Genomic DNA, 26,706 nt, shown 5'->3' on the forward strand with positions numbered 1-26,706 from the left:
TCAGCTTTTACGCTCGGCCTCAACCGCGACCTGACGGTTCATTCACCTTGAAAGAAGCGCCGTACCTCCTCCTCCGGTACGCAGCCGACGAGGAGCTCACCCTCTGGTGAGACCATGAGGGGAACCCCGGCCTGGCCGGTTCTGTGCCAGGCCGATTCCCACGCTTGACCGATTTGGCGACTTTCGTCATCGATCGCGCCGACGTTCTCCGTCGACGCTCCTGTCTGCTCGGCCAATTGTTTGAGGACCACCGGATCAGAAATGTCCTTACCCTCACACCAGAAGGCCCGATAGGTCTCCCGCACAAACGCCATGCCCTGCGCTCGATCACGACGCAGGAGTGCCGCCGCCTGTTCAATCGCCGGTTTGGTATTCGGCTTACCGGGAGGGAGCGCAATGGGCAGACCCGGCGCCAGTCGCTGTACGACCGTCACCTCGTGGCGCAGTTCAGCGCCCAACATGCCCTGCCAAGGTTTCATGGGACGAGGAAGTTGTGGCGCATGCTGGACACCCCGCCATTCACAGCGGCTGATCAAGCTTAGTTCGTGAAGCCGCTCGTGTAGCGCGTAACAGAAGGGACAATTGAAGTCGCTATAAAGAAGGTTTAGCTTTTCAGTCACGTTGTGCACTCCTCTCCAAACCCTGCCGAGTCTTCGCTTCTCTGCATCGTAACTCTTTAGGTGTTCAGGCTGAAGGCCGAAGGGTATGGTCACACAAGCAGCCCTACCCCTCAAAGCCTTCGGTCTAGCTACCTGAGTATTTACGACAGATCGATATGGTACCGACGCGGCCGGGCAAAATCCAGCGTGAACCTTCATGCGCTACCAGAGTTCCTTCAACTGGGTCACACATCGAGAGATCCAGAGCTTCAGCACACACTCGCAGGAACTTAAGAAGTTTGGGAGGCAGGCACTGCAAGCAATCGTTCAAGTTTTTCGCGGAGAGCTGGGACGGTCAAGGGTTTCGTGACGACATCGTCCATTCCTGCCTGTCGGCACTTTGCTGCATCTTCCGGCGATGCATGCCCGGTGAGGGCAATAATGGGCAGATGCCTGGTCGTGCTCTGTTCGCGACGTCTGACCTCCTGCGTCGCTTCATAGCCGTTCATTTCCGGCATCTCGCAATCCATGAGGACGGCATCGTAGATCGCATGGGCGATCGACTCCACGGCCTCCCGCCCGTTCCGCGCCACCTCGACCTGACAGCCAAGTTTCTGCAAAAATTTACAGGCCACAACCTGATTGATCTCATTGTCGTCTACGACCAGAATCCGGAGCGCGGTGGTGCGGTCGGTCATCGATGGAGTGGATGCCTTGCCGACATGAGCAGACGTCTCACGCTGAATCGCGGGCAACAGGCTGGTGGTATACGAAAAGGCACTGCCCTCGCCCGGTTTACTCTCCACCATCATCGCTCCACCCATAAGCTCGACCAATTGGCAGCAGATCATCAAACCGAGCCCTGTCCCTCCATATCGCCTGGCCGTCGATGCTTCTGCCTGAGCATAGGCTCCGAATAATCGCGCCTGCTGGTCTGCCGTAATCCCGATGCCTGTGTCCTTGATCGTCCAGTAGAGCACGATGGCGTCGGAATTCTTCTGATTGCATGGCATCAGCCTCACAGAGACAAGCACCCCGCCCTGCTCGGTAAACTTGACCGCATTCCCGACCAGATTGAACAGGACTTGCCGGAGACGAATCGGATCGCCGCGCAATACAGCCGGAATATCCGGCGCCAGTTGAACCCGAACGGCCAACCCTTTCTTCTTTGCCACTTCCGACGTCAACGTGATGACGTCCTCAATGAGAGGGCGGATTTCGACGTCGGCGACTTCCAAAGTCATCTTCCCTGCTTCGATCTTCGAGAAGTCGAGAATGTCGTTGACGAGAACTAAGAGCGACTCTGCCGACCGGTGCATGGTCTCCAGTAACTGCCGCTGCTGATCGGTGAGAGACGTATCTTGAAGGAGTTGGGTACAGCCTAACACGCCGTTCATCGGTGTGCGCAATTCGTGACTCATCGTGGCCAGAAAGATCGCCTTCGCGCGCGCCGACTCTTCTGCTGCTTCTTTCGCCCGGCGCAATGCCACATCTGCCGTGATATCCGTTCCATAAACTCGAACCTGCTTCGAGCTCCCTAAAGGGAAAAAAGACCAGGCGAGCACACGGTCTTCCACGCGGTGTTCTAATCGAACGGTGGGCTCTTGCGAAGCGAGGCAGTGATTCAATACATCCGGCAAGTTCGGGGGAAGTACGGCTTCCACTCGCCCCTGAATGGAGGTCCCGTAATTGAGGAGTTCCACCATCGCAGTATTGGCGTAGAGCATGACGCCGTCTTCGTCAAACTCCACAATAGGATTCGGCGCATCTTCCGCGAGCCTGGCCACCCGTTGAATGTTTCGCTCCGTTTCCCGCTCCAGCGTGAGATCCCGACAGACGACAATGGCCCCGACAGGCTCCGGGCCTCGACCCCTAGGCCAGAATGTCGCGGCAATTTCAATTCCGATCCCATTGGCTCGGTTCCACTGATGGGACGATACCATCGTAACTTCACCAGTCCCTATGGTGTGTTCCAACGGACAACCGCGATAGCCTGCTTCCGCTGAAGCAAGACAGCCCACCACATCGTGAAACCGTGCGCCCACGACATCCTGATGACGACCTACAAGCTGCTGCGCCACGGGGTTGAGAGACAAAATCCGGCCATCCCGACCCGTCACAAACATCGCTTCGCCGGATGATTCGAAAATGAGAGACGTGTCCTCACGAGTGGGCAACCAGTAGAGGCTCCCTTGGGGAACAGGATCAGGGGTCTGGCCCTGTGACCGGCTCATGCTGCCACCTGCCGCAGAATCGTTTCGACATCGAGCCCTTCTCGAACCGCATCCCGCACATCACGAATCGCCCTTCCACCCTCTGGTTCATGGATTAAATCCAAGGGGGTCGGGGGAAGACATCGATTCCCATACTGGTCTCTGCAGATATACAGAAGGGGGAGGTGGGCTTTCCCCGGTGTGATTGCGCCGACGACGGCGAGTTCGCCGGAACTCAATCCGACCAGACTGTAGAGAGGATAGACTCCGATAACACGAATCAAGTAGGACACAATCTGCACAAGCCCCTCATCAGTTCGATAGCGCTGGTAGAGCTGTGTCAACACCTGATGCGAAGACATCGGCGTCAAACCTGTGTGTCCGGTAATCAGTTCATCATACTGATCAATGATCCCAACCACGCGGGTGAATGCATGATCTGTTGTCGACAGCCCTTCCCTCTCTCCGGCCTCCACGGTCAAATTATGATGTCCTTTCACAATGGCAAGAACGGCCTGGCCGAACGATCCGCCTTGTTCAAGTAGCGCGCCTCCTTGAGTCGTATGGCTATCGTACAAAGCCTTTTGAGCCGGGGCCAACGTGCCCGGACGCTTCACAAGGTTCTGGGGTATGCGTGTCAGTCCGATATCGTGCAGCATGCCCCCGATCCCCAGTTGCTCCAACTGCTCACGGTTGTAGCCCAGGGCCTGCCCAAGCATCACGGACAGGGTACAGACGGTCAGCCCATGTTCATGGAGCGTTGGATCAGGCCGTCGCAATACCAACGCCGCATAACAGGCGGCCTGCCGCTCGAGCACGTCACCGATAATTTCATCGATGACCTGATATACGACTTCCTGTTGCAAGAACCCGGTCTTGCGCGCCTGCTCAAACAGGCCATTCAGACGCTGTACCCATTGGGCGCGACGCTGCGTGGCTTTTGCAAGGTTCTCAGCCAGCATGACCGCAGGGGGATGGGAAGATGGTACGGCCACAGAAGCCTGGGGTGTCACGGCTGGGGAGCTTTCGACAAGAACCGGCTCGAACGTCACTGCCCGAGTTGGTTCACGGTCTACAACATCCAGCCCCTGCTTGGTGTCGATCGTCACCTGAGTGATCCCGGCTCGCAGGAGCGCGTCGATTTCAGATTGATCCTTGATCTTGAACTTATGACGAAGAAACGGCGTGTGTAACCATGATCGGTCTACGCCGATCAGGTACATGCCGACCTTGAGCTGTTCGAGAGGAATGGTCCGTTGGGCCACGGGTTAGATCCAATGGGTACGTAGTCCGTTCAGCCCTACTCTACCGGCATGTTTGTGGTAATACTTTAATCGGTATCCCCAGGGTTAGAGCAGCTATGCTTCAGTCGTGCTCGTTGTGGTCGATTCTCACCGTCCCGTCACCAAATCCACAAAGAAAGTCGGGTATCAATTTCCCGGTCAATGGTGCATAGCAATCTGCCCAATCAGTATGATATGTCGAGCCCATGGCTGGCCGACCGGTTCTGCTGCTCACCCCTCCGCTCACTCAGCTGAATACCCCCTATCCATCCACCGCTTTTCTCACGGGGTTCCTCCGTTCACAGGGAATCGCCTGTCGCCAGGCCGATCTTGGGATCGAAATGGTGCTGCGCCTATTTAGCCGGGCGGGGCTTCAGCAGGTGTTTGATTTGGTTCGTGAGCAGGGAGAGAAATTGCCTGAGGAGGCAACGCAGATGCTCGCCATGGAGCAAGCTTATCTGGACAAGATTGCTCCCGTGATGGAATTTCTGCAGGGACGCAATCCTGCCTTGGCCGTACACCTGGCTCGAGTCGGTGTCTTACCACAGGGGCCCAGATCACGCGGAAGATCGGCATTCGCTCGCAGGGTGCCCATGGAAGACCGGGCGAAACAATATGCGACCTGGTTTCTCGAAGACCTGGCGGATCTGGTGCAGGCGACGATTTCGCCGCATTTTGCGCTCAGCCGATATGCAGAACATATCGCACGTTCAGCATCCTCTTTCACTGCCATGGAAACGGCCTTGGCGGAGCCACCAAGCCTGACCGATCAATTCATGCTGGATGCTCTGTGGGCTCACATCGATCGTCTAGACCCATCGCTCGTGGGGCTATCCGTTCCATTTCCCGGCAATCTCTATGGAGGTTTTCGAATTGCCCAGGCCATCAAGCAACGCCAGCCCAATATTCTTGTCGTCCTCGGGGGAGGCTATGCCAATACCGAACTGCGCCGCGTCAGCGATCCCCGCGTGTTCGACTATGTGGATTTCATCACCTTGGATGACGGCGAACGTCCGTTGCTCTCGCTCGTGGAACACCTGGCTGGAACCAGGCCGCGCACGGCCCTTTGCCGCACCTTCTATCGAGACGCGGGTCGTGTCATCTACACACACGACCCCTCCGCGAGAGATTTCACCATGGGCGATGTCGGCTGCCCGACATACGATGGGCTCAAGCTCGATCGCTATCTGACGATTCTTGACAGTACCAACCAGATGCATCGCCTCTGGTCGGAGGGCCATTGGAATAAACTCACGGTTGCCCACGGCTGTTATTGGAAACAATGCACATTTTGCGACGTCGGGCTCAACTACATCAGTCGCTATGAGATGACGCCGACAGATCGGCTCATCCAACAGATTGAGAAGTTGGTCGCGGAAACCGGGAGCCGGGGATTTCACTTTGTCGACGAAGCAGCGCCACCCGCGGCTTTGAAGGCACTCGCCTTGGCGCTCCTTGAAAGAGGCCTCACGATTTCATGGTGGGGCAATATCAGATTTGAAGAAGCCTTTACCCCAGACCTCTGCCGTCTCCTGGCCGCCTCAGGCTGCATCGCTGTGACGGCGGGACTCGAAGCCGCGTCGGACCGCATTCTCTCGAAGATCAAGAAGGGCATTACTGTCGACCAGACGGCACTGGTCGCTGCAGCCTTTAAGGAGGCCGGGATACTGATACATGCCTATCTGATGTATGGCTGTCCGTCCGAAACGATTCAAGAGACTGTCGATTCGCTGGAGCGAGTTCGCCAGTTAGTTGCGGCTGGCCTGATACAATCTGCCTTTTGGCATCGGTTTACCACGACGGCCCACAGCCCCATTGGCCTCAATCCCACCGCAAACGGTATCCGCATTGTAGGCCCGGAGTTTCATGGTTTCGCCGAGAATGATTTGATACATCAGGACCGTCTGGCCAAAACCCCGGAGTGGCTCGGCGAAGGCCTACGTCGATCCATGCTGAACTATCTCGAAGACCGCGGGCTTAGACTGGATGTGCGGGAGTGGTTCGATCATTCCGTCCCCAAGCCACGAGTAGCAGCAACATGGGTACGCCGACTGCTAAACAACCGACAGATGGAGGACAATCCTCAAGCTGAACGGCGCTTGGTCTGGCTCGGTGGACAACCAGTTTGTGAAACTGTGGGAAATAGGACGCGACTCATTTTCACGGGACGAACCAGCAATCACGTCCTGACACTTGCCAAGCAACAAGCTCAGTGGCTTGACGATCTGATTCGCCAATCGACACCGCAACACAACCTATCGAATCCCTACCCCCTACTCCAAAAAACGAAAACCACGTTTCCAGGAACCGCTCGCGAATTTGAACACTTTCTCGGCTCTACCTCCTGGGGAAAAGTTCGCTCAGCTGGCCTGTTACTCGTATAGCAAACTGCGGGAAAATATTTCGACACACTGACCTTCAATCGTAAATTATCATTCCCTGCCCGAGCCCTTCGAACTTGACTCTTCTATTGCGTGATGAGACGTTATCGCCCAGAAGAAAGGGAACGTACCTATGCTTCTGATCCAGACCGCTGCACTCTTTGTTCTCACGGCCCTTGCCGAAATCGTCGGCTGCTTTCTACCGTACCTCTGGCTTCGCAAGGACGGATCAATCTGGCTATTGGTTCCGGCAGCGCTCAGCCTCGCTGCCTTTGTCTGGCTCCTCACGCTCCACCCGGCCGCCAGCGGACGGGTCTACGCTGCCTATGGCGGCGTCTATGTGGCCACGGCCCTCGTCTGGCTGAAGGTCGTGGATGGCGAGAAACTCTCCGTCTTCGACTGGACTGGAGCCGGAATTGCCATTCTTGGTATGGCGGTCATCGTTTTCGGCTGGACTGCAAAGGAGTAATACCACAGGCTCAATCCCCTCCCACTATCAAGGCATTACTCCTCCTCTCGTCCATCGTCTTGCCCTTGTCAACGCGGGCACTTCCTAAGCCTGCACGTTTGGGATAAAAGACAAACAACGAGCAGGAGACTCAAACTGGTTTGTTTTATTTCTCCGGTTCATCTGGTCTGTCTGGTTTAACCAAACAAACCACACCAAATAACGGTCTTCTCCTGCTGGCGCGCTACTTCAACATCCTGGATCACATACAAAGGGCGGGAGCAGCTCACGGCCGCCCCCGCCCCTAATACCGGATACCGGTCAAACCTCTCGTTACTTGTTCGGCTGTGGAGTATAGCGCAGGTAGGGCTTCACGACTGTGAAGCCTTTGGGAAACAGCGTCTTTGCTTCAGCATCGTTTACAGCCGGGGTGATGATGCAGTCTTCTCCATCCTTCCAGTTGGCCGGCGTCGCCACCTTGAACTTCGAGGTCAACTGAAGAGAGTCGACTACCCTCAATAATTCATCAAAGTTTCGACCACATGAAGCAGGATAGGTCAACGTTAACTTGACCTTCTTGTCCGGCCCGACAATGAAAACTGATCGAACCGTCATGTTATCGATCGCGTTCGGATGGATCATGTCGTAGAGGGTCGCAACCTTCTTGTCAGGATCGGCGATGATCGGGTAATTCATCGTCGTCTTTTGCGTCTCATTGATATCGTTGATCCAGCCCTTGTGCGAATCCAGAGGGTCGACACTGACGGCAATCACTTTGACTCCGCGCTTCTTGAACTCCGGAGTAATCTTCGCGACTGTCCCTAGTTCCGTGGTACAAACCGGGGTATAGTCCTTCGGGTGCGAGAAAAGAATTCCCCAACCGCCACCCAGCCACTCGTGGAAGTTGATCGTTCCTTCTGTCGTCTCTGCTGTGAAATTCGGTGCTTCGTCTCCCAATCGTACTGCCATGGTACCCTCCGTTCTGGATAAGTCAGTAATAATGAAGATCTACGGCCCTAGCTGAGCTACGATACTGCGCTTGGCCTGGAGACTTCAAGAGGGACAAGTTCTCGAAAGTTTTGCAATACTAGAATCTTTTTCCTTACCCCAATGACCTTATGAATTTCGAGCTTCGTGAAAGGTGCACGACGGAGTCGGATACCAAGAAGCCGTATAGTCTGGTTCAACCAGACAAACAAACAAACAAAACAGACCCGATCTACCAGATCGATTCACCTAGAGGGCAAGGATGGCAGGACGGCACGATGAAATAACCAGCATATGGAGAAGAAGACCTATGGTGCGCCCGGCTGGAATCGAACCAGCGACCCTCAGCTTAGAAGGCTGATGCTCTATCCGACTGAGCTACGGGCGCCTTCACTTTTTCAATTACTTATGTGCGCTTATTAGCAGAATAAGTAGCAATGTTCTCGGCTAGTGTTCCCCTAGTGTTCTCTTGGAGGTATTTGTGAACCTTTTGAGCCGCTTGCGTCAAGTCCCGCTCCTCAATCGCATTGTATCGCTTCCACATCTTCTCTGACTTATGGCCAACGATCTTCATAGCGGTTGCTGTGTCCACCCCTGCCCTTCGTAGATTTGTGGAGGCACAGTGGCGGAGGTCGTGGAATCGAAAGTCTGAGATGCCGGCATCCTTCAGAGCAGTTTTAAAAGATCGGCTCACACGCTGGAGAGGTTTCCCCTCATAAGTGAAGACATGTCGGGAGACAGCTTCGGTTGTCGCCGTCGTAAGGGTCCGAACCTTGGCAAGGCGTTGAAGTGTCATTTTAACGTCCGGAGTCATTGGCACCTGTCGTGCCGTCTTGGTCTTCGTATCGAGAGACCGCAACGTGATGAAACCTCGCTTTATATCGACCCGATCCCATGTCAGGCCAACAATTTCACTGAACCGCTGCCCTAACTGATAGGCAGTGAGAAGGACAGGACGCAAATGCGGCTTAGCTGCCTGATACAACTTGCTCCATTCTTCATCGCTCAATACCCTATCGCGTTCGTTCTCCGGATTGGGCATCGGAACTTTTGATGCAGGATTGCTCTGAAGCAGTCCCCTCCGGATCGCCACATTCAGACAATGCTTCAGGGCAATGTGATCGTGATTGACCGTCTGCACGCTCGCTGGATTGCCGTTCTTCTTCCTCCGCTGTCCCCTGAAGGCCTCTACGTCCTGCGGTCTGATCTCTGACAGTATCTTCCCGCCAAAAAAAGGGACCAAATGCCCCTCCACACTGTGTGATCGCCCAACGAAGGAGCGAAGCGACTTCACTTCCTCTAGCCCTAGGAGCCTGTCCGAGTAATGGTCGGCAATGAGTGCCGAGCGGTATGTTCTCGGCGAGGTACGACAGCGAGACGTGATAATTCAGCTAGCCGCCGCCGTGTCGGCCAGGTGTGAGGGCGTCATCCTCTCGCTTTGGCCAGTTTCAGCCTGTTGTGCACGCTACAGAGCAACCTCCACTCACCAGCGACCTGCGACAGGCCCCGCAACAAGAACTGCCTGAACCCACGCGCCTGCTTGATCTGGCCAAACACGGGTTCGACCACCTGCTTGCGTAGACGATAGCGACTGCGATACCCAGCGCGTTTCAGGCGGATCGTCATCGCGTGGACTCGCGGCATCGGGACGGTCTTGCGCCTACCGACGGCCGAAGCCGCCCCGTGTTTCTGCCGCCCCGTGGCGACATAGCCTCGCACGTGGTGGCGATTCAACGCCGTGAGATTGTGTTCGAAACAATACCCCGCATCTGCCGAGAGCTCCCACGCCTGTCGGCCCGTGTTCGCTTTGATGGACGCCAGCATCGGCGCGAGTTGGTGCGCGTCGCGGGCCTGGTGCGTCAACCCCTGCGCGACGATCACCTGGTGCGCGGCATCGACGGCCGCTTGGGCGTTATCGCTTTGGATGAATCCGTCCTGCGTCTTCATGATGCGACTGTCCGGATCGGTGAAATTGCGCTGCGCGCGGTCGTGGGGCGTGCCGGAAGGATTCTTCGCCGGACGGCCTCGTCGAGGGCGATCCGCAGGAAGATCGGCCGTCCGCGTCTTGCCCAAGGCATTGGCCTGTGCCTCGGCTTCCAAGGCCGCTTTTGCGGCGCGGATCTTCTCCACCCGGTGCTGCTTGTTCGTCACCCACTCCGGCCGCGCGTCCCCCCGCCGGTCGACGCCCTACGCCGCGTCCTCGTGCGCGTCGCTGGTCGCGGCCTGTGCCAACCACTGGGCAACCTCGGCGGCCAGCGCCGGTTCGGCGGTCTGCCTCCGGCTGTAGCTCATGGCCGTATGCTTGGAGGCGTTGGCGCGGATCTTCGTCCCATCTAATGCGACGGGGCCCACGCGCACCAATCCCGCCTGTTGGCACAGCTGGAGCACCTGCGTGAACCGTCCACTCAGCGCCGGCCGGTGCCGTTTTCGAAAGTCGCTGATCGTGCGAAAATCTGGACTCTGCCGCGCCGTCACGGCCATGAAGTCCACCCGCTCCTCACAGGCCTTCGCGATCCGTCGTGACGCGTAGACCCCTTGGCTGTACGCATACAGCAGGAGGGCGGTCATCATCGTGGGATCATACGGCGGGAACCCACGTTCTTCGGTGTAGGGCGTCAGGATTGCCGACACATCCAGCGACTCGCGAACGAGGTCCCGCACGAAGTGAGCAAGATGCCCGGCGGGCACCAGCTCCTGCACGGATGGAGGAAGCCGTACCGGCTGATCGACGTCCCAGGATGTGAATGTTTTAGCCATACGGCAGAGGAACCACCACGCGCGCTGGCTGTCCAGTCCAAAATGGCGCATTACTCGGACAGGCTCCTAGATCCACAAAACCTTTTTACATAGAGCCGTTGGACTACAAATGATCAGTGAAACTCTTACAGCGAGAAGGATTTGAGTGTCGAAGGTATGTAACATGGGCGAGCAGGGATCTATCAGGCTGGCAAGAACGCACGATGGAAGACTTGGTGCTAAAAGATCGCTTTCAATACCACCCCAACCAGGATTGCATACGAGTGACGGAGATGACTGGTTCCATTGGAGGCCACTACTCACAAGTGGGTGCTTTCCCTTGGGGAAAAGCGTATTCTTCGCCCCATGCCTAGTCCCGAAGATCAAGCCCGTGAGCACATCGACCAGGCGCTGGAAAAGTGCGGCTGGAAAGTTCAGGACTTCAAAAGCGCCAATCTCGGAGCAGGCAGGGGCGTGGTGCTGAGAAATTTTCCCCTCGTGAGTGGGCACGGCTTTGCGGATTATCTCCTCTATGTGGACGGCAAGGCAGCCGGCATCATCGAAGCCAAGAAAAAAGGCGTGACTCTCATCGGCGTGGAAGTCCAGGCCGAGAAGTATAGCAAGGGCCTCCCCACGGACTTACCCGCCTATATCCGACCATTGCCCTTCCTGTATCAGAGCACCGGCGTGGAAACGCGATTCACGAATGGTCTCGATCCCCAACCTCGCAGCCGCCCTGTGTTCAGCTTCCATCGACCTGCGACGCTGGCCGCCTTAATCCCCCAGCGCAGCGAAGCCCCAAAGGATTTGCACGGCGCGTCCCTAGCTGCAGAAACAGCGACGACTCTCCGCGCTCGCTTGAAGACGCTGCCACCTCTGAGCACCACCGGCCTCTGGCCTGCACAAGTCACCGCCATCAATAATCTCGAAAAGTCGCTGGCTCAAGATCGTCCTCGCGCCTTGATCCAAATGGCCACCGGCAGCGGCAAGACCTTCACCGCCATCAACTTCATCTACCGGCTCATCAAGTTCGGCGGCGCGCGCCGCGTGCTCTTCCTCGTCGATCGTGGCAACCTCGGCGACCAGACGCTCAAAGAATTTCAGCAGTATGTCTCGCCGTACAACAACTTCAAGTTCACCGAAGAGTTCATCGTCCAGCGGCTGGCGGGCAACACACTGGATACCACCGCGCGGGTCTGCATCAGCACCATCCAGCGCATGTACTCCATGCTGAAGGGCAGGGAGCTCTCTGAAGAGGACGAAGAAGCCTCCGTGTCCGGCCTCGAACGGCTCTTCAAACAACCAGAGCCCATTGACTACAATCCCGCCATCCCCATCGAGACCTTCGACGTCATCGTCACCGACGAATGCCACCGGTCCATCTACAACCTTTGGGCGCAGGTGCTGGAATACTTCGATGCCCACCTCATTGGCCTCACCGCCACGCCCAACAAGCAGACCTTCGGCTTCTTCAATCAGAACCTCGTCATGGAATACTCGCACGAGCAGGCCGTAGCCGACGGCGTCAACGTCAACTACGACGTGTACCGCATCCGCACCGCGATAACTCAGGCGGGCTCGACGGTCGATGCAGGGTACAGCGTGCAGGTGATGAATCGAGAAACGCGCGCAAAACGTTGGGAGAGGCTTGACGACGACTTCGCCTACGATCCCGACCAGCTCGACCGCGACGTGGTCGCACCGGACCAGATCCGCACCATCGTCAAAGCCTTCAAGGAGAAGCTCTTCACCGACATCTTTCCCGGCCGCACCGAGGTGCCCAAGACCCTCATCTTCGCGAAGGACGACGCCCACGCGGAGAACATCGTCGAAATCCTCCGCGAGGAGTTCGGCAAGGGCAACGAATTCGCCCAGAAGATCACCTATCGCACCACCGGGGTGAATCCCAAGGATCTCATCAAGACCTTTCGCAATAGCTACCATCCCCGCATCGCCGTCACCGTGGACATGATCGCCACCGGCACCGACATCAAGCCCGTCGAGATCGTCGTCTTCATGCGCGCGGTCAAATCCCGCACCTTCTTCGAACAGATGAAGGGCCGGGGCGTCCGCGTCATCAAGCCGGATGATCTGAAGGCGGTCACGCCGGATGCCACAAGCAAAGACCACTTCGTCATCGTCGACACCGTCGGCGTCTGCGAACAAGATAAGACCGACGCGCGACCAATGGAGAAAAAGCCCAGCGTCGCCTTCGATAAGCTGCTCCAAGCCGTGGCACTGGGGAATACGGAAGAGGACGTGCTCATCAGCATCGCAGGACGGCTGGCCCGCATGGAACACCGCATCACGAAGGAAGATGAACAGGCCATTAGTAAAGTAAGTGGCGGCTTCTCACTCAAAGACCTGAGTCGTCACTTGGTGGAAGCCGTGAACCCGGATCGTCACGCCGAACGGGCCAAGCTCGACGCAGGACTTCCGGCAGATTCCACAAAGCCCATCAGTGAACAGGCCATGACATCGGCGGCGACCAAGCTCATCAAAGACGCCGTCACCCCGCTCCACGATCCGAAGCTGCGCGAATTGCTGATCGAGATCAAGAAGAAGAACGAACTCACCATCGACCATGTCAGCCAGGATCAAGTCATCGAAGCAGGCTTCAGCGCCGACGCCCTGGCCCGCGCCCGTACCATCGTGCAGTCGTTCGAGCAGTTCATCACACAGCACAAAGATGAGATCACCGCCCTGCAAGTGCTCTACAGCAAGCAGTACAAACAGCGGCTCAAGTTCGAGGACATCAAGGATTTGGCCCATGCCATCGAAAAGCCGCCCTACCTCTGGAACGAATCTCAGCTTTGGCAGGCCTACGCCGCATTGGAAAAATCAAAAGTCAAAGGCGCGAGCAGCAAGCGCATCCTCACAGACCTTGTCTCTCTCGTTCGTTTCGCCACACATCAGGACAATGAGTTGGTCCCATTTCCTGAGAAGGTCAACGCCAACTTTAACATTTGGCTAGGGGAGCAAGAGAGCCGTGGGAAGAAGTTCACGGACGAGCAGCGCCACTGGCTGGAGATGATCCGCGATCATATCGCCGCAAACCTTGTGGTTGAGCCTGACGACTTCGAGTATGTGCCCTTTGCTCAAGAAGGTGGGTTGGGGAAAGTACATCAGTTGTTTCCAGAGGGCCTTCAGACCATAATAGAAACCTTGAATGTGGCCCTGGTGGCCTAGTCTAGCGTGAAGGAGGAACGCGGCCATGAAAGCTGACGCGAAAAATATTCTGGAAGAGGCCATGCACTTGGAGCCGAGTACCCGTGCCCTTATTGCCGAGACACTCTTGGAAAGCCTCGATTTCGAGGAGGACTTTGAGATCTCACAGGCGTGGCAGGATGAGATTCAGCGCCGTTGCGAGCAGATCGATCGTGGAGAAGTCGGGCTGATTGACTCCGATACCGTGATGGCTGAACTTCGGAAGAAGCACGCCTGATACACGTCCGGTGGGCCCCAGCTTGAACACACTGTTGGGCCTTCCTTTTCCGAGCGAAAGAACTTAGAATTCAGCCATGGTCGAAACGACTCGGTTTCCGAATGCGCCCATCACCGAAGCTCTTCTCGACATTCGGGTGAAACTTCCTGCGCAAACCGATTTGGCGAAGTTAGCCACCTTCCATGATGCCATAAAGCAAAAATACCCATCTAAACAAGAACGGTTTGCGTGGCGCGGGCATGTTGAAATCAAAGCAAGCCCGGTTCCTGAAGTGTCCCAATCGGCTACGGGTGGGCCCGACGGATATTTGTTCACTTCGGTTGACGGCAGGCAAGTTGTCCAAGCGCGTTTGGACGGTTTTACCTTTAGCCAGCTGAAACCTTACGACAAATGGACAACCCTTCGGGATGAGGCCCAGGAGCTTTGGCAGCATTATGTCCGGATCGCTTCACCCGAAACCGTCACTCGCGTAGCCCTCCGTTACATTAATCGCATCGAAATTCCCCTCCCGATGCGAGATTTCAAAGACTACATTCTTACAACGCCCGAGATATCTCCTGATTTGCCACAGGGGTTAGGCAGCTTTTTTATGAGGCTGGTCATCCCAGATCCGAAGGCCCAAGCAGTTGCGATCGTGACCGAGACTATGGAGCCTATTGACGAATCGAGCAATCGCCTCCCACTGATATTTGACATTGATGTGTTTCGTATGGCGGCCTTCAACATTCAGGACAATGCAATGTGGGAGGCGTTCGAGTACCTGCACGATCTCAAAAATGATATATTTTTCAAGAGCATTACACTCAAGGCAAAGGAGTTGTTCCAATGAGCATGGCAACAATTCGTTCTCCGCAAGCACTACAATATCTCTCTGTCGTGGGAATGAGTCGGGATTCCCAAGTGGTGACGGAACAATGGCTCAAATCGGAGGAGCACTACTGGCTTCCGATCACTCGAAGGCCACAAGGAGACGCAGGAAAGTTTCAGGCGCTCGCTGAGACTTGGCGCCGGGAGGTGCAATTTCTGTCCTCCGTTACTGAAATGGTGCTCCATCCGGCCTATCAACGCATTATCGGGATGGGTATCGCAGTCGTTCCCCACCTGCTTCGTGAGCTTGAGTGCAGACCGGATCACTGGTTTTGGGCGCTGACCGCGATTACAGGGGCCGATCCCGTCAAGCTCGAAGACAGAGGCAAGCTGAGAAAGATGACCGAGGCCTGGCTCAGGTGGGGCAAGGAACAGGGACTGACCTGGTGAGTGAAGACCTCGAATCCGTGTTTCCCCATCTCGCCCGTTCTGTTTACGCGATCACGAGCCCTTCAACCCCTGAGTACAATTGCATCGCCTGGGCAGCTGGCGATGTTGAGCGATGGTGGTGGCCCGTTGCCGGGTCTTTCGCATACTGGCCGCCAAACATTCCTTTGCAGGAATCCCTTGATGCCTTCATCAAAGCGTTCGGTTCGATTGGATTCACTCCATGCGGAGACGCGAATGTTGAGCAAGGGTACGAGAAAATTGTCTTGTATGTGGATGAAAATGGGAAACCAACCCATGCAGCCCGCCAACTTCCTAACGGCCGCTGGACCAGCAAGCTTGGCAAAGTCGAAGATATCGAGCATGAGCTTGATGGCTTAACCGGCGCGGTGTATGGAGTAGTAGCGCAAGTTCTCAAACGACCAATCGACGAATAACTCCCTACGAAGTCTCTCAGCGCGTCGGCAACGACGCTGAACGAACTTATTGAAGAACTAAACGGGGCGTTAGCAGCGTAGCTATGCCGAGTGACAACAACGCAAGTTGGCCACTGAAACTATTGTCTGAAGTCGTGGATCTCAATCCACGTCTGGATAAATCCGCCTATCGAGACAACCTCAAAGTGTCTTTTGTGCCGATGGCTGCGGTCGAGGCTGGCAGTGGACGGATGGAGGTATCTCAGACAAAGCATTTCTCTACGGTTAAGAAAGGCTATACCCCGTTCAAGGAGGGCGATGTTCTGTTTGCCAAGATCACGCCATGCATGGAAAACGGAAAAATGGCGGTCGTGCCAAAGCTAACAAACGACATAGGTTTCGGATCGACAGAGTTTCATGTTCTTCGCCCACATGAAGGAATTGATCCTCGCTTTGTTTATTACTTCGTTTCGAGCCAAGACTTTCGTCGGGAAGCAGCACATCGCATGACCGGGGCGGTAGGTCAAAAACGCGTGCCGCAGTCTTTTCTAAAAGAGGCATTGATTCCAGTTCTGCTCTTCGATGATCAGAAGCGCATCGTCGCGGAGATCGAAAAGCAGTTCTCTCGCCTCGATGAATCCGTCGCCAATCTCAAGCGCGTCAAGGCCAACCTCAAACTTTACAAAGCCGCCGCCTTCAAAGCTGCTGTGGAGGGTTGCCTTGTTCAGACTGAGGCTGAACTCTCTCGACAGGCGGGACAATCCTATGAGGCGGCAACCCAACTCCTGAAGTCAAATGAGCAAAAGTCATTGCCAAAACCGACGAAGCGAAGAGCGGGGCGCCTCTGGGGCGCTGGACATGTTCCGCAACTCACACCTGATGAACTCTCAAAACTTCCAGAGGGTTGGACCTGGGCCAAGGTGCGGCAGTTAGGATCAGACCCAGAGAATGCTGTTCAAGTCGGTCCAATGTCTATGAGATCAGAAGATTTCAGAGAGACCGGCGTCCCTGTACTAAATGTTGGATGTGTCCAGTGGGGGCGTTTCGACGAGACGAAACGCAACTTTCTACCAGAAAAGATAGCGGAGGATTTCAGCCGGTATCGCATCCAGCCTGGCGATGTTCTGTTTACTCGGTCTGGAACGGTGGGACGTTGCGCGGTTGCAAAATCTCATCAGAAAAATTGGCTCATGACCTTCCACCTTTTGCGGGTTCGACCGAATCCCAATTGCTGCCTACCTGAGTACCTTCGGGCGGTATTCGAAGGGTCAGCACATATCCGACGGCAAACCAGAGAAGCGTCAATAGGGACCACCCGTGCCGGGTTCAATACGAACTTGCTCGCGTACCTCGACGTTCCCCTTCCACCAATGGCTGAGCAACAACGGATCGTGGCCGAAGTCGAACGCCGCCTGTCCGTCATCGAGGAACTCGAAGCCACCGTCGAAGCCAACCTCACCCGCGCCGACCGCCTGCGGCAGTCCATCCTAAACCGAGCCTTTTCTGGCCGCCTTGTCTTACAACGATCTTGCCTAGAAAGAAGCTTTGCTAAGGGGTAGGTTACGTAGCACTATGTCACAACCATCATTCGGATTCGGCTCGCTACTTTCACAGTTTTCAATCCCGACGAAGCGGAAGATCTTCGTGAGCTATCATCATGGAGGCGATCAGGCCTACTATGACGCCTTCTCGAAAGCTTTCGCTGATACTTACGACGTCATCTTTGATAATTCACTCGAACGCCAAATTGACAGCGATAATGTAGACTACGTGATCCAAAGAATTCGCGACAGTTACGTTGGTGGTTCATCGTGTACAGTTGTGCTTTGCGGCGCTGAAACACCCTGGCGCAAATATGTGGACTGGGAGATTAAGGCCACTCTGGATAAGCAGCACGGACTCGTTGGCGTCAACCTACCGTCGAATCGTCAGAACGCTGGCGGCCACCCTACTGTCCCAGACCGATTTCACGACAACTTCCAATCAGGCTATGCTCTTTGGATAGGCTGGGCCACTTTTATCCAGAGTGCGGCGAATGTTAAGTCGCTAATCGAACAGGCTATCGCCCGTCCTGCAAATCTAATAGTCAACAATCGTGAAATGATGTCGCGAAACGGAATACCACCATGGAGATAATAGGCGTGTTCTGGTTGAGCATCCCAGTCAAATAGGAGCTGCGCGATGAAACTGCGAAAATGGCTAGAAAATTGGGATATGACTAGCCTCAAGATCAACGTCGGGATTCTTGAAACTGAGTGGCAGCCGCAAGAGAAAGATCGCGAAGCGGCTTGGGAACTCTATATTGAGATGCTCACTCGAATTGTTACCCAGCCACTGCCTCAAGGTGACGGGGATGAAAAGAGCACTCTCGACAGCGTGCACGCGTTGTTCGGTATCACGCGGGAAATCCTACGGCGTAAGGGCCGCGACTGCGTTCAGTTTACAAAGATTGCAGTGGTTGTGCTGAACCAGATCATTCGTCCATTCACAGCCAAGTGGCATCGCATGTGTCTTGGTGGAGCGTTCAACGATCCGGGTACTCGGCAAGAATTTCGGAATGACCTATCTAAGCTTCAGGTTGAATTGCGCAAATACACGAAAGCTCTTGCCGACATTGCAGAAGTCGAAGATCTGAGCGCCTTGGCATTTGAAAATACCGCAGATTGACCTTGAACGCTTCAAATCGGCTTGTCCAAAAACTCTGGAACTACTGCAATGTCCTCCGCGATAACGGGATGAGCTCCGGCGACTACGTCGAGCAGTTGACGTATTTACGGTTCTTCTGACTTGGGGAAAAGGGTAACGGAAGCGTCATGCAGAAGTCTAAAATAGAGGTTGGCAAAGAGTACGCTCTTCGGGAGTCTCGGAAGATGGACTCACCCTTACAACGTATCCGAATCCTTCAATTCGTGAGAGGAAAGAAATGGAAGGCTGCGTGGATCGAGCCGAATTCAGGCCTCGTCGACTACGTCGAGTCGCAGAACATCATCGTTCGCTGGAAGGATCACAAGGTTTATGTGCGTGACGAAGAACGCGAGCGCCAGCTTCGAGAGTACAACGAGCGCCAAGGGTATAAGCCCTCATCGCCTTTAGACAATGTGCTTGGAGGGATCTGTGAGGCTGCTGGAGAGCCACAGTTGAGCGGCTACGGAGGGGTCATTACCGGACCGGTCGATGCTCTTGAGCGGCTTAAAGTACGTGCACGGGTAGATCAGGCAAAAACCTATTCCTATGAGTATGTCGATCGCCATGGAACTGTTCATATCCCGTTCGACGGGGCGCTTGAAATAGCCAAGGCATTCTGTGCTGCTGAACCAAGTACGGTCCTCATACCTATTGAGGCTACTGAGCGTGAATGGACGCAGAAGGCCTCTCAGCCTGGTGGTGACTATATTGTTGGGTTGCTTAACGAGTATCGTGCCTCGTGGGCAATTATCAGACAGTGGGCAGGAATGGATGCGGCCATCGCTCAGCGTGAGGCACGCATACAGCAATTGGAGCGCCTTGTTTGGGACGCCGTTTATGCGCTACAGAAAGGCAAGCTTGATCAGGAGGCAGACCGGCTTCGGCGTGCGCTGGAGCGCCGGTAGGTGTTGAAGCAGTCCCTTGAGCCCTTGATGACCATCCTCCAGACCACCTTTGCAGGAGATCGATGAAGATCATCCGTGATTGTTTTGGCCGATCCGTCAGACTGACCGATGAACGAACCGCGCATATTCTCCAGCATCAGGAAATGGCCGATATGGAGGCGGAGATTGAACGGGTGCTTCAATCTCCGGCGGAAGTAAGGGTTTCTCGTTCGGATAATACCATCCAGTTGTTTTATGAGTTCTATGCCCGAACGCTGGTTGGTGGGAAATGGCTGTGTGTCGTGGTAAGGTATCCCCCTGATGACGGGTTCGTGGTGACGGCATATTTGACTGACCAACTCAAGGCAGGAGAAACGATATGGCCGAAAAAGTAAAAGTCTGGTTCGATCCTGAAGGCGATTTTCTGGAAGTGCAGTTCAGCGACGCTCCAGGGTTCATGCGTCCAACGGCCTACGAGGCCGTCATGGAGCGCGTGGACGAGCACGGGCATGTGTTGGGATTTAGCGTCCTCGGCGTCAGCCGTTTCAAAAAAGACCACCCTCTCGAAGCCGAACTTATGACTGGAACATAAGGACGGGAGCTGGGTCCACCTAAGCTGGTGGCTCCTCCGACTTCCACCCCAATGCGGCCCTAACAACCTCTTCCCTGACGTCCAAACTATCTGAACATGAGTCCCTCAGCTATCGTTCAAAAACTCTGGAGCTACTGCAACGTCCTTCGTGACGACGGGATGAGCTATGGCGACTATGTCGAGCAGTTGACGTACCTGCTGTTCCTCAAGATGGCCGACGAGCGCACGAAGGCGCCGTACAACCAGCCCAGTCAAATTCCCGACAAATACAGTTGGCCCAGCCTGCTGAAGAGGGACGGCGACGACCTGTTCGATCACTATCGCCATCTCCTGGAAGAACTCGGCAAAGGGAAAGGCATGCTCGGGCTGATATTCACCAAGGCCCAGAATAAGTTTCAGGACCCCGTCAAGCTTCGGCGGCTGATTGTGGATCTGATCGACAAGGAAGACTGGTCCACGATGAGTGCCGATGTGAAAGGGGATGCCTACGAGGGCTTACTGGAGAAGAACGCGCAGGACACGAAGTCCGGCGCGGGCCAGTACTTCACCCCAAGGCCACTGATTGCCGCAATGGTGGAGGCCATCGCTCCGAAGTCCAGCGAGACGATCTGTGACCCGGCCTGCGGAACTGGCGGGTTTTTCCTGGCTGCACATGACTACATCGTGAAGCACTATCCCAATCTCACCAAGGACGAAAAGCGACAGCTCAAGCAAGGCACGTTTAAGGGATGGGAATTGGTCCAAAGCACGGCACGGCTCTGCGCGATGAACATGATGCTCCACGGGATCGGAAGCGACAAAGACCTGCCCATCGTCGTGGCCGATTCCTTGGCCGCTGATCCGGGGGAGCGGTTCGACATCGTAATGACCAATCCGCCGTTCGGGAAGAAGAGCAGCACAACCATCGTTGGCGAAGAGGGCCAGGTCTCCAAGGAACGGGACATCGTCGAACGTGACGACTTCTGGGCGACGACCTCCAACAAACAACTCAACTTCGTCCAGCATGTCAAAACGTTGCTGAAACAGAATGGCAGAGCCGGGGTCGTAGTGCCTGACAACGTCCTCTTCGAAGGTGGCGCGGGGGAAACTGTCCGGCGTAAGCTCCTGCACGAGTGCGATGTGCACACGCTCCTGCGTCTGCCGACCGGCCTCTTCTATGCGCAGGGCGTGAAAGCCAACGTGCTCTTCTTCGACAAGAAGCCAGCGAGCGAGACCCCATGGACCAAGAAGCTCTGGATCTACGACCTCCGTACCAACCAACACTTCACACTCAAGACCGATCCGCTCAAGCGCGAAGACCTCGACGAGTTCGTGAAATCCTACAACCCAGCGAACCGGCACGAACGAAAAGCAACCTGGTCCGAGAAGAAACCAGCGGGACGCTGGCGTGCCTACGACTATGATGAATTGGTTGGCCGCGACAAAGCCAGCCTCGACATCTTTTGGCTGAAAGACGAATCCCTCGAAGCCTCCGACAACCTCCCCGATCCCGACATCATCGCCCAAGAAATCGTCGACGACCTCGAAGCGGCGCTAGAACAATTCAGATTGATTGCGAATGATCTTGGTAGTGATTCAACAGAAAAGACGATCTCATGACCGCCGATGATCGCTACGATGTGTCCGGCTTGCCGGAGGCGCAGTTTGAGCCCGGCTCCCATGGGCTGGTGCTCAAGAATCGGCTTGGTGTTGCGGCGAAGCAAGACATGGACAACGCGGAGGCAAGAGCTCTTGAGCATGCAATGGATGTCCTGGTCAGAGCCTACGATGAGACGCATCGGTTTATGGCCACGGATCTCTGTGACTGTCACCGCACTTGGCTTGGCAGCATCTATGAATGGGCCGGCTGCTATAGGCGTGTGAATGTCAGTAAAGATGGATTCCCTTTCGCCGCCGCCGCTCAGGTGCCTACCTTGATGGATCAGTTTGAACGGGATGTGTTGCGGCGCTATACGCCCTGCACGTTTGCAGATCGAGCGGCAGTTATCCGTGCGCTGGCCGAAACACATGTCGAGTTGGTGCTGATTCATCCGTTCCGTGATGGAAATGGACGCCTGGCCCGCGTGCTTTCCACGCTCATGGCGCTTCAGGCAGGACTGCCGCTGCTCGTCTTCAGTCTCATGGCGGGGACGGGCAAGACCGCGTACATTGCCGCGATTCAGGCAGGCCTCGATAAGCACTATGCGCCGATGGAGAAGCTGTTCGGAGAAATTATCGAGCAGAGCCGCTTGTCTTCTTAATCGGTAGCGGTTTGTCCCGTTCAGTCAGAATGCGGGCGATGGATTCGACGGATGCACCAGTCTCGACCGCCGTCGAGCTGGCGACGTTGGCGATCAAGGCTTTCCGGTATTTCGCTGGAACTTTGATATGTTGGTTGGTTTCAATGAGTGGCTTGTTCTTCATCGCTGCATCCCCCCTCAGTGAATGCAATTGTACCGCATGCCTTGGACTGAGGCTATCTCAAAATGACCTCTTTCTATTCTGGGGTTGCTCCGTTTGTCGGAGACTCGCTACTCCTCTCATGGAATGGCACCCGTGTTGGTCCTACTGCGGCCGTCGAACGAGCACATTCTGATCGTGCGCGTTCCGGGAGCATGGGATCAGCACGGGTGTCATTCCGTTCCTCCCGCTTGCGCTGATCTCCAGGCGTGGAGTAGGCTAAGCCCGCTGGTTTTTCGTTTGTGGGAGGCTCGCCATGCCGGTTCTCCTTCTCCTGTTGCTCCTGCTGCTACTCCTGCCTCGCTCAATCCACGCGGAAGATCTCGGCGAGCTGAGCGCAAATCCGTACAATCCTAATTCCACATCGAATCTCTATGGAGCCGGCAGCCCCTTCAAGTCGGACGGCATCAACAATCCCTTCAGCCCCTACAGCAGTCCCTTCAGCAATCAATCGGCGACGAATCCGTTCGCAACGGATGCGCCTCGGCTGTATGACCAGCAAGGGAACTATCGAGGCAAGCTCAGCGCGAACCCGTATGATCCTGATTCGACCAGTAACCCCTACGGCCGCTACGGCTCCCCGTTCTCACCGGACTCGATCAAGAATCCCTATGGCGCCGGGAGTCCCTATAGCCCCAGCAGTCCCACGAATCCCTACGGCCGTGGCCTCCGAATTGAAGGACGCTGATCCATTCGCTAAACCGCTCCACGTGATCTCATGGCTGTTTGACACCTCAATCCTACACCGCAGCCACGGGTTTGTTGTCGTAGCCATACCCGGCAGGTGCCGACCGCCTAGCACCTGCGAGGCGCACCGCTCGCGCCAGTAGAGCTGTCACTCCCGCTGCTAATCCCTCTCCGGCACGCCGGCGCCGGCCTCTGCCTCACGTCTCCTCCGTGAAATGTGCGGTGGCTCTCCTCTTCCTGTGAGAGAGCCAACTTCATTTCAACAAGGAGGACACAAGATGGCTACCCACAACAAACCAACTCACACGCTGCGATGTGGCAACATCAAAGCGACGATCTGGCAGAATGTCAGCGAGAAGGGTCCTTTCTTCTCAACGACCTTCTCCCGCCCGTTCAAGGATCAATCTGGCGCGTGGCGCAATGGGACCTCGTTCGGTCTCAATGACCTGGAGGCGCTGCTCACGGTGGCCCGTGATGCCAAGGAGTGGATGGCCGCTCATGTCTTGAAGCGCTGAGCTGCTTCCATGGGAAGCCTCCGGCCCTCCGGGGGCTTCCTTTTTCTGCTCAAGCGTCGCATTCTCCAACCGCATTGTTTTCACCCAAGGTCTTTGCATGGGAACTCGCACCAAACGGTCAGCATTCGCATCGTCACGCTGTACTTCAAAGAGCTATAAGTCGCTGGGAATCTACTCGGGTTATCGTCTAGAGAAGGAGGCCATATGTTGAATGACCCACCATTAATTTCCATTCCACGCCATCAACTCTATGAGCAGGTCTGGTCTCAACCGATGACGCGGCTCGCTTGTCAATACGGCATATCCGACGTCGCACTCGCCAAGATCTGTCGAAAACTGGCTATCCCCTACCCGGGGAGGGGCTACTGGCGGAGAAAGCAGACCGGGAAAATCGTGAAACAACTTCCACTCCCGCCGAGCGCTGATCCAACCAAGCAATCAGCTACCATCTCCAAACGAAGTCTGGCTCAATCAGGAGATCATCTATCCATACAAGCCAAGGAGAAGATTCAATCAGAACTCACAAGCGAACCGAGAATTGAGGTTCCTGATCGGCTCGTCTCACCTCATAGATTACTGAGCGGGCGGCTCACGCCATTGCGATCACCTAAAGTCAACAACTATGGAGCCGTGTCGTCTGGTGGCTTCAGGGACCTCAACCTTCGTGTGAGTCCCTCCAGTCTCCCTCGGGCTCTGCGCATCATGAATGCGCTTTTTCATGCACTCGAATCTCGGGGGTACCAGCTGAGCCTGGACGGTGGGGCAAAATCTTCTCTGTCTGTCCGAATCGATGGAGAACCGATTCATTTCGGCCTCGAAGAAAGGTTTCGACGAGAAGCGCATCCGGACCAGCACAACGACCGCCTACCGGCATGGCAACGCCAGCGCTATACATATGTGGCGACGGGAAAACTCTTGCTTAAGGTTACCGAGTGGGGAGCACAAGGACTCCGGAAAGTGTGGACCGACTGCAAAGCTGCCAAGGTAGAAGCTTGTTTGAACGAATTCATTGGAGGTCTGCTAAAGGTGGCCCATGCTGTGCGGGCAGAACGATTACGACGGGAAGAGGAACATCGAGCACGGGTTGAGGCCCAACGGCGACAATGGGCTGAGGAGGAGCGAAGAAAGAAAGAAGAGGCTCGAAAGAACTACCTCATGAAGGAAGCTGAGGCGTGGGGGCAAGCCCAGAACGTCCGGACCTATGTGACTGCGTTCAGAGAGAAGTTTGTTGCTCGATACGGTGATATCCAGGCTGGGTCCCAGGCTGATCAGTGGATTAGATGGGCCTGTCGGCAGGCCGACAGTTTGGATCCGTTAGCGTGTATTGAGTCCCCATCATCTACAGCCTGATCCCGGCACCTACCGACGAGCGCCGGCGACCTTCGCTCGCGTCGGAGTGAGATGGCATGCGTCCGCAGTCAGTTCCAATTTCCCACCGAGCACGCCGAGAAGCTTCTGCAGTGTTGCGAAGGCAGGGAAATGAGCACCACTTTCCAAGCGAGCAATCTGCGGCTGTTTCATCCCTGTGAGCTTCGCTAACTCCGTCTGACTCAACCCGCGTCGCTCACGTAGCTTCGCAAGCTCCAAGGCGATTCCGACTTCCTGCTCCGCCTTGGTGAGCGCATCGGCGAACTTCGGGTCTTTCTTCATCTGCTCGTCGATATACTGCCTATGCGTCTTCATTGTGAATCCTTCCCTTGATGTCCTCGTATCGTTGCTCGGCGATAGCGATGTCCCTTTCTCGAAGCTTCTGCCTTTTCTTTTGAATCGCGTGAAGGATGACAAACCGCTGACCCACGATCGCCCCATAAAAGAACCGGAACTCATTCCCAGACCATTCCGGACGCAGCTCCCAAATCTTGCCTCGGACATGCGCCGCGATTGAAGCTGGCAGGCGTGTGCCGTCGATTTCCAATCGACTGATATACGCAAGACATTTGGCTCGAGCCTCACGGGACAATGCGTCGAGAAATGCCTCAATTGGCCTGTCTCCCTGCACTGTCTCATAGTAGAACACTGACCAGGCCATGCGATAAAACTATAACACTTGTGTTATAGGTCGTCAAGGAGCGGGCGATGGTATTGCCGAAAGCATCTCATCTCGTTAAGGATAAATAGTTCCCTTGCTGCTCTCTCTCTACTCGCTCTCATTCGATGCCGAATCGACGACAAGTCCTCTATGCCGCCCCTTCCCAATCACTCCCACCCTATAAAGACTGCACAACTACGATCGTGATAAATTAATCGCCCGTAGTACCATACCAATCACTGGCCCGGTGTAATGGTGACACCATCTATGCGCGCCGTATGGTTAACAGATATTCATCTCGATTTCTTGAGCTCACACGCTCGCCAAGACTTCCTGGCCGTCGTCGCCTCGAAACATCCTGATGTGGTGTTCTTGACCGGAGATGTTTCAATTGCTCCCTATCTGATCGAGCATCTTTCTGAAATCTGCAGTGCCATCAACAAGCCGGTCTATTTTGTGCTTGGCAATCACGACTTCTATCAAGGGTCCATTGCAGACGTGCGAGCCACAGTTCGAAATTTCTGCCGTACCCATCCATTACTCAACTACCTCACGGACACAAGCATGGTAGCACTCACTCAATCAACGGCATTGATAGGGCATGATGCGTGGGGTGATGGGCGATATGGGAATTATGCACAGTCTGCCGTACGACTGAACGACCACCTGCTCATCAAGGAGCTAACCGGTCTGACGTCACCCAAGCTGCAACAGCAGCTCATGCGCCTAGGAAATGAAGCGGCCAATTGCTTGCGAGAAATACTGCCCGATGCACTCACCCGTTATCAGCATGTAATCCTGCTCACTCATGTACCTCCCTTCAGAGAATCCTGTTGGTACCAAGGTCAGGTCAGCAACGATGACTGGCTCCCGTTTTTTGCCTGTCAAGCGGTTGGAGATGTTCTCCGAGAGGAGATGGAGAAACGACCGGACCGCCGGCTGACAGTCTATTGCGGCCATACCCACAATGGGGGAATCGCGCACATCCTGCCAAATCTGCAGGTGATCACGGGTGCCGCAGAATATGGGGCCCCACAGATTAATGACGTGATCACGATTACATGAGGATGCTCCTCCCGGTTGTCGTTGCTCACGAGGGATTGAGATGACGGC

The 26,706-nt window shown here is 55.4% G+C and carries 27 protein-coding genes, 1 tRNA gene and 1 pseudogene; 19 read left to right on the top strand and 10 right to left on the bottom strand.

Features of this window, described 5'->3' with window-relative positions:
- Positions 1 to 38 precede the first annotated feature (38 nt).
- From HZB34_01930 to HZB34_01940, 3 genes are all read right to left on the bottom strand, one after another.
- Entirely contained in the window at positions 39 to 620 is a 582-nt protein-coding gene (locus HZB34_01930) for a DsbA family protein (GenBank protein MBI5314714.1), read from the bottom strand.
- Between the two features lie 269 nt (positions 621 to 889).
- Entirely contained in the window at positions 890 to 2,833 is a 1,944-nt protein-coding gene (locus tag HZB34_01935) for a response regulator (protein ID MBI5314715.1), read from the bottom strand.
- On the bottom strand, positions 2,830 to 4,077 hold the full coding sequence (locus tag HZB34_01940; GenBank protein ID MBI5314716.1) for a DUF3391 domain-containing protein: 1,248 nt from the start codon (positions 4,075 to 4,077) through the stop codon (positions 2,830 to 2,832). The genes HZB34_01935 and HZB34_01940 overlap by 4 nt, the downstream gene beginning before the upstream one ends.
- 224 nt (positions 4,078 to 4,301) lie before the next feature.
- Between HZB34_01940 and HZB34_01945 the strand changes: the two genes are divergently transcribed.
- Positions 4,302 to 6,479: a radical SAM protein gene (locus HZB34_01945; GenBank protein ID MBI5314717.1), complete on the top strand. Its 2,178-nt coding sequence runs from the start codon at positions 4,302 to 4,304 to the stop codon at positions 6,477 to 6,479.
- Positions 6,480 to 6,615: 136 nt separating this feature from the next.
- Entirely contained in the window at positions 6,616 to 6,945 is a 330-nt protein-coding gene (locus HZB34_01950) for a YnfA family protein (protein ID MBI5314718.1), read from the top strand.
- Between the two features lie 312 nt (positions 6,946 to 7,257).
- Here HZB34_01950 and HZB34_01955 read toward each other — a convergent pair whose 3' ends face one another.
- The 4 genes and pseudogenes from HZB34_01955 to HZB34_01970 form a co-directional block, all read right to left on the bottom strand.
- On the bottom strand, positions 7,258 to 7,893 hold the full coding sequence (locus HZB34_01955; GenBank protein MBI5314719.1) for a peroxiredoxin: 636 nt from the start codon (positions 7,891 to 7,893) through the stop codon (positions 7,258 to 7,260).
- Positions 7,894 to 8,222: 329 nt separating this feature from the next.
- A tRNA-Arg gene (locus tag HZB34_01960) sits at positions 8,223 to 8,299 on the bottom strand.
- An 18-nt stretch (positions 8,300 to 8,317) separates the two neighbouring features.
- A complete protein-coding gene (locus HZB34_01965; GenBank protein ID MBI5314720.1) occupies positions 8,318 to 9,154 on the bottom strand; it encodes a site-specific integrase in 837 nt (278 codons plus the stop codon).
- Positions 9,155 to 9,336: 182 nt separating this feature from the next.
- Positions 9,337 to 10,668, bottom strand: a pseudogene (locus HZB34_01970) (transposase).
- Positions 10,669 to 11,013: 345 nt separating this feature from the next.
- Between HZB34_01970 and HZB34_01975 the strand changes: the two are divergent.
- The 13 genes from HZB34_01975 to HZB34_02035 all read left to right on the top strand — a co-directional run bounded on the left by HZB34_01975 (position 11,014) and on the right by HZB34_02035 (position 22,163).
- Positions 11,014 to 13,836, top strand: a complete 2,823-nt coding sequence (locus HZB34_01975; GenBank protein MBI5314721.1) for a DEAD/DEAH box helicase family protein — start codon at positions 11,014 to 11,016, stop codon at positions 13,834 to 13,836.
- A 25-nt stretch (positions 13,837 to 13,861) separates the two neighbouring features.
- On the top strand, positions 13,862 to 14,092 hold the full coding sequence (locus tag HZB34_01980; GenBank protein ID MBI5314722.1) for an addiction module protein: 231 nt from the start codon (positions 13,862 to 13,864) through the stop codon (positions 14,090 to 14,092).
- A 76-nt stretch (positions 14,093 to 14,168) separates the two neighbouring features.
- Positions 14,169 to 14,921 carry a TIGR04255 family protein gene (locus HZB34_01985; GenBank protein MBI5314723.1) on the top strand — a complete coding sequence of 251 codons (753 nt, stop codon included), beginning with the start codon at positions 14,169 to 14,171 and terminating at the stop codon, positions 14,919 to 14,921.
- Between the two features lie 119 nt (positions 14,922 to 15,040).
- Positions 15,041 to 15,349, top strand: coding sequence for a hypothetical protein (locus tag HZB34_01990; protein MBI5314724.1), 309 nt, complete (start codon positions 15,041 to 15,043; stop codon positions 15,347 to 15,349).
- On the top strand, positions 15,343 to 15,783 hold the full coding sequence (locus HZB34_01995; GenBank protein ID MBI5314725.1) for a hypothetical protein: 441 nt from the start codon (positions 15,343 to 15,345) through the stop codon (positions 15,781 to 15,783). The genes HZB34_01990 and HZB34_01995 overlap by 7 nt, the downstream gene beginning before the upstream one ends.
- A gap of 83 nt (positions 15,784 to 15,866) precedes the next feature.
- Complete coding sequence (locus HZB34_02000) at positions 15,867 to 17,321, top strand: restriction endonuclease subunit S (protein MBI5314726.1); 1,455 nt, start codon at positions 15,867 to 15,869, stop codon at positions 17,319 to 17,321.
- A gap of 13 nt (positions 17,322 to 17,334) precedes the next feature.
- Positions 17,335 to 17,898: a TIR domain-containing protein gene (locus HZB34_02005; GenBank protein MBI5314727.1), complete on the top strand. Its 564-nt coding sequence runs from the start codon at positions 17,335 to 17,337 to the stop codon at positions 17,896 to 17,898.
- Positions 17,899 to 17,943: 45 nt separating this feature from the next.
- Entirely contained in the window at positions 17,944 to 18,429 is a 486-nt protein-coding gene (locus HZB34_02010) for a hypothetical protein (GenBank protein ID MBI5314728.1), read from the top strand.
- 146 nt (positions 18,430 to 18,575) lie between these two features.
- The gene (locus HZB34_02015) at positions 18,576 to 19,352 is read left to right on the top strand and encodes a hypothetical protein (protein MBI5314729.1); all 777 of its coding nucleotides are present in this window, start codon (positions 18,576 to 18,578) and stop codon (positions 19,350 to 19,352) included.
- Between the two features lie 62 nt (positions 19,353 to 19,414).
- Positions 19,415 to 19,726, top strand: coding sequence for a DUF4258 domain-containing protein (locus HZB34_02020; GenBank protein ID MBI5314730.1), 312 nt, complete (start codon positions 19,415 to 19,417; stop codon positions 19,724 to 19,726).
- Positions 19,711 to 19,923: a DUF2283 domain-containing protein gene (locus HZB34_02025; protein ID MBI5314731.1), complete on the top strand. Its 213-nt coding sequence runs from the start codon at positions 19,711 to 19,713 to the stop codon at positions 19,921 to 19,923. Before HZB34_02020 ends, HZB34_02025 begins: the two co-directional genes overlap by 16 nt.
- Before the next feature lie 96 nt (positions 19,924 to 20,019).
- Complete coding sequence (locus tag HZB34_02030; GenBank protein MBI5314732.1) at positions 20,020 to 21,522, top strand: SAM-dependent DNA methyltransferase; 1,503 nt, start codon at positions 20,020 to 20,022, stop codon at positions 21,520 to 21,522.
- Positions 21,519 to 22,163, top strand: coding sequence for a Fic family protein (locus HZB34_02035; protein MBI5314733.1), 645 nt, complete (start codon positions 21,519 to 21,521; stop codon positions 22,161 to 22,163). Before HZB34_02030 ends, HZB34_02035 begins: the two co-directional genes overlap by 4 nt.
- Here HZB34_02035 and HZB34_02040 read toward each other — a convergent pair.
- Complete coding sequence (locus tag HZB34_02040) at positions 22,135 to 22,326, bottom strand: hypothetical protein (GenBank protein MBI5314734.1); 192 nt, start codon at positions 22,324 to 22,326, stop codon at positions 22,135 to 22,137. The two genes, HZB34_02035 and HZB34_02040, sit on opposite strands and share 29 nt — an antisense overlap.
- Before the next feature lie 292 nt (positions 22,327 to 22,618).
- Between HZB34_02040 and HZB34_02045 the strand changes: the two genes are divergently transcribed.
- The 3 genes from HZB34_02045 to HZB34_02055 all read left to right on the top strand — a co-directional run bounded on the left by HZB34_02045 (position 22,619) and on the right by HZB34_02055 (position 24,914).
- Positions 22,619 to 23,050 (top strand): hypothetical protein, encoded by a 432-nt coding sequence (locus tag HZB34_02045; GenBank protein ID MBI5314735.1) that lies wholly within the window; start codon positions 22,619 to 22,621, stop codon positions 23,048 to 23,050.
- A gap of 277 nt (positions 23,051 to 23,327) precedes the next feature.
- Positions 23,328 to 23,564: a hypothetical protein gene (locus HZB34_02050; GenBank protein MBI5314736.1), complete on the top strand. Its 237-nt coding sequence runs from the start codon at positions 23,328 to 23,330 to the stop codon at positions 23,562 to 23,564.
- 204 nt (positions 23,565 to 23,768) lie between these two features.
- The gene (locus tag HZB34_02055; protein ID MBI5314737.1) at positions 23,769 to 24,914 is read left to right on the top strand and encodes a hypothetical protein; all 1,146 of its coding nucleotides are present in this window, start codon (positions 23,769 to 23,771) and stop codon (positions 24,912 to 24,914) included.
- Between the two features lie 9 nt (positions 24,915 to 24,923).
- Here the strand turns inward: HZB34_02055 and HZB34_02060 are convergent, their stop codons facing one another.
- Together HZB34_02060 and HZB34_02065 are read right to left on the bottom strand one after the other, a co-directional pair.
- Positions 24,924 to 25,247, bottom strand: coding sequence for a helix-turn-helix transcriptional regulator (locus HZB34_02060; protein MBI5314738.1), 324 nt, complete (start codon positions 25,245 to 25,247; stop codon positions 24,924 to 24,926).
- The gene (locus HZB34_02065) at positions 25,234 to 25,593 is read right to left on the bottom strand and encodes a type II toxin-antitoxin system RelE/ParE family toxin (protein MBI5314739.1); all 360 of its coding nucleotides are present in this window, start codon (positions 25,591 to 25,593) and stop codon (positions 25,234 to 25,236) included. Before HZB34_02065 ends, HZB34_02060 begins: the two co-directional genes overlap by 14 nt.
- 252 nt (positions 25,594 to 25,845) lie before the next feature.
- On the opposite strand from HZB34_02065, the gene HZB34_02070 reads away from it, so the two are divergent.
- Complete coding sequence (locus tag HZB34_02070; protein MBI5314740.1) at positions 25,846 to 26,658, top strand: metallophosphoesterase; 813 nt, start codon at positions 25,846 to 25,848, stop codon at positions 26,656 to 26,658.
- Positions 26,659 to 26,706 lie beyond the last annotated feature (48 nt).

This window comes from Nitrospirota bacterium (genome assembly GCA_016219645.1).
In the GTDB taxonomy this organism is placed as follows: domain Bacteria; phylum Nitrospirota; class Nitrospiria; order Nitrospirales; family Nitrospiraceae; genus Palsa-1315.

Coding starts and splice junctions, on each gene's coding strand:
- HZB34_02040 (MBI5314734.1), bottom strand. CDS start 22,326: ATGAAGAACAAGCCACTCATTGAAACCAACCAACATATCAAAGTTCCA.
- HZB34_02005 (MBI5314727.1), top strand. CDS start 17,335: ATGTCACAACCATCATTCGGATTCGGCTCGCTACTTTCACAGTTTTCA.
- HZB34_02010 (MBI5314728.1), top strand. CDS start 17,944: ATGAAACTGCGAAAATGGCTAGAAAATTGGGATATGACTAGCCTCAAG.
- HZB34_02020 (MBI5314730.1), top strand. CDS start 19,415: ATGAAGATCATCCGTGATTGTTTTGGCCGATCCGTCAGACTGACCGAT.
- HZB34_02035 (MBI5314733.1), top strand. CDS start 21,519: ATGACCGCCGATGATCGCTACGATGTGTCCGGCTTGCCGGAGGCGCAG.
- HZB34_01985 (MBI5314723.1), top strand. CDS start 14,169: ATGGTCGAAACGACTCGGTTTCCGAATGCGCCCATCACCGAAGCTCTT.
- HZB34_02015 (MBI5314729.1), top strand. CDS start 18,576: ATGCAGAAGTCTAAAATAGAGGTTGGCAAAGAGTACGCTCTTCGGGAG.
- HZB34_02045 (MBI5314735.1), top strand. CDS start 22,619: ATGCCGGTTCTCCTTCTCCTGTTGCTCCTGCTGCTACTCCTGCCTCGC.
- HZB34_02000 (MBI5314726.1), top strand. CDS start 15,867: ATGCCGAGTGACAACAACGCAAGTTGGCCACTGAAACTATTGTCTGAA.
- HZB34_02065 (MBI5314739.1), bottom strand. CDS start 25,593: ATGGCCTGGTCAGTGTTCTACTATGAGACAGTGCAGGGAGACAGGCCA.
- HZB34_02050 (MBI5314736.1), top strand. CDS start 23,328: ATGGCTACCCACAACAAACCAACTCACACGCTGCGATGTGGCAACATC.
- HZB34_02055 (MBI5314737.1), top strand. CDS start 23,769: ATGTTGAATGACCCACCATTAATTTCCATTCCACGCCATCAACTCTAT.
- HZB34_02025 (MBI5314731.1), top strand. CDS start 19,711: ATGGCCGAAAAAGTAAAAGTCTGGTTCGATCCTGAAGGCGATTTTCTG.
- HZB34_01955 (MBI5314719.1), bottom strand. CDS start 7,893: ATGGCAGTACGATTGGGAGACGAAGCACCGAATTTCACAGCAGAGACG.
- HZB34_01945 (MBI5314717.1), top strand. CDS start 4,302: ATGGCTGGCCGACCGGTTCTGCTGCTCACCCCTCCGCTCACTCAGCTG.
- HZB34_02030 (MBI5314732.1), top strand. CDS start 20,020: ATGAGTCCCTCAGCTATCGTTCAAAAACTCTGGAGCTACTGCAACGTC.
- HZB34_01975 (MBI5314721.1), top strand. CDS start 11,014: ATGCCTAGTCCCGAAGATCAAGCCCGTGAGCACATCGACCAGGCGCTG.
- HZB34_01935 (MBI5314715.1), bottom strand. CDS start 2,833: ATGAGCCGGTCACAGGGCCAGACCCCTGATCCTGTTCCCCAAGGGAGC.
- HZB34_02060 (MBI5314738.1), bottom strand. CDS start 25,247: ATGAAGACGCATAGGCAGTATATCGACGAGCAGATGAAGAAAGACCCG.
- HZB34_01980 (MBI5314722.1), top strand. CDS start 13,862: ATGAAAGCTGACGCGAAAAATATTCTGGAAGAGGCCATGCACTTGGAG.
- HZB34_02070 (MBI5314740.1), top strand. CDS start 25,846: ATGGTGACACCATCTATGCGCGCCGTATGGTTAACAGATATTCATCTC.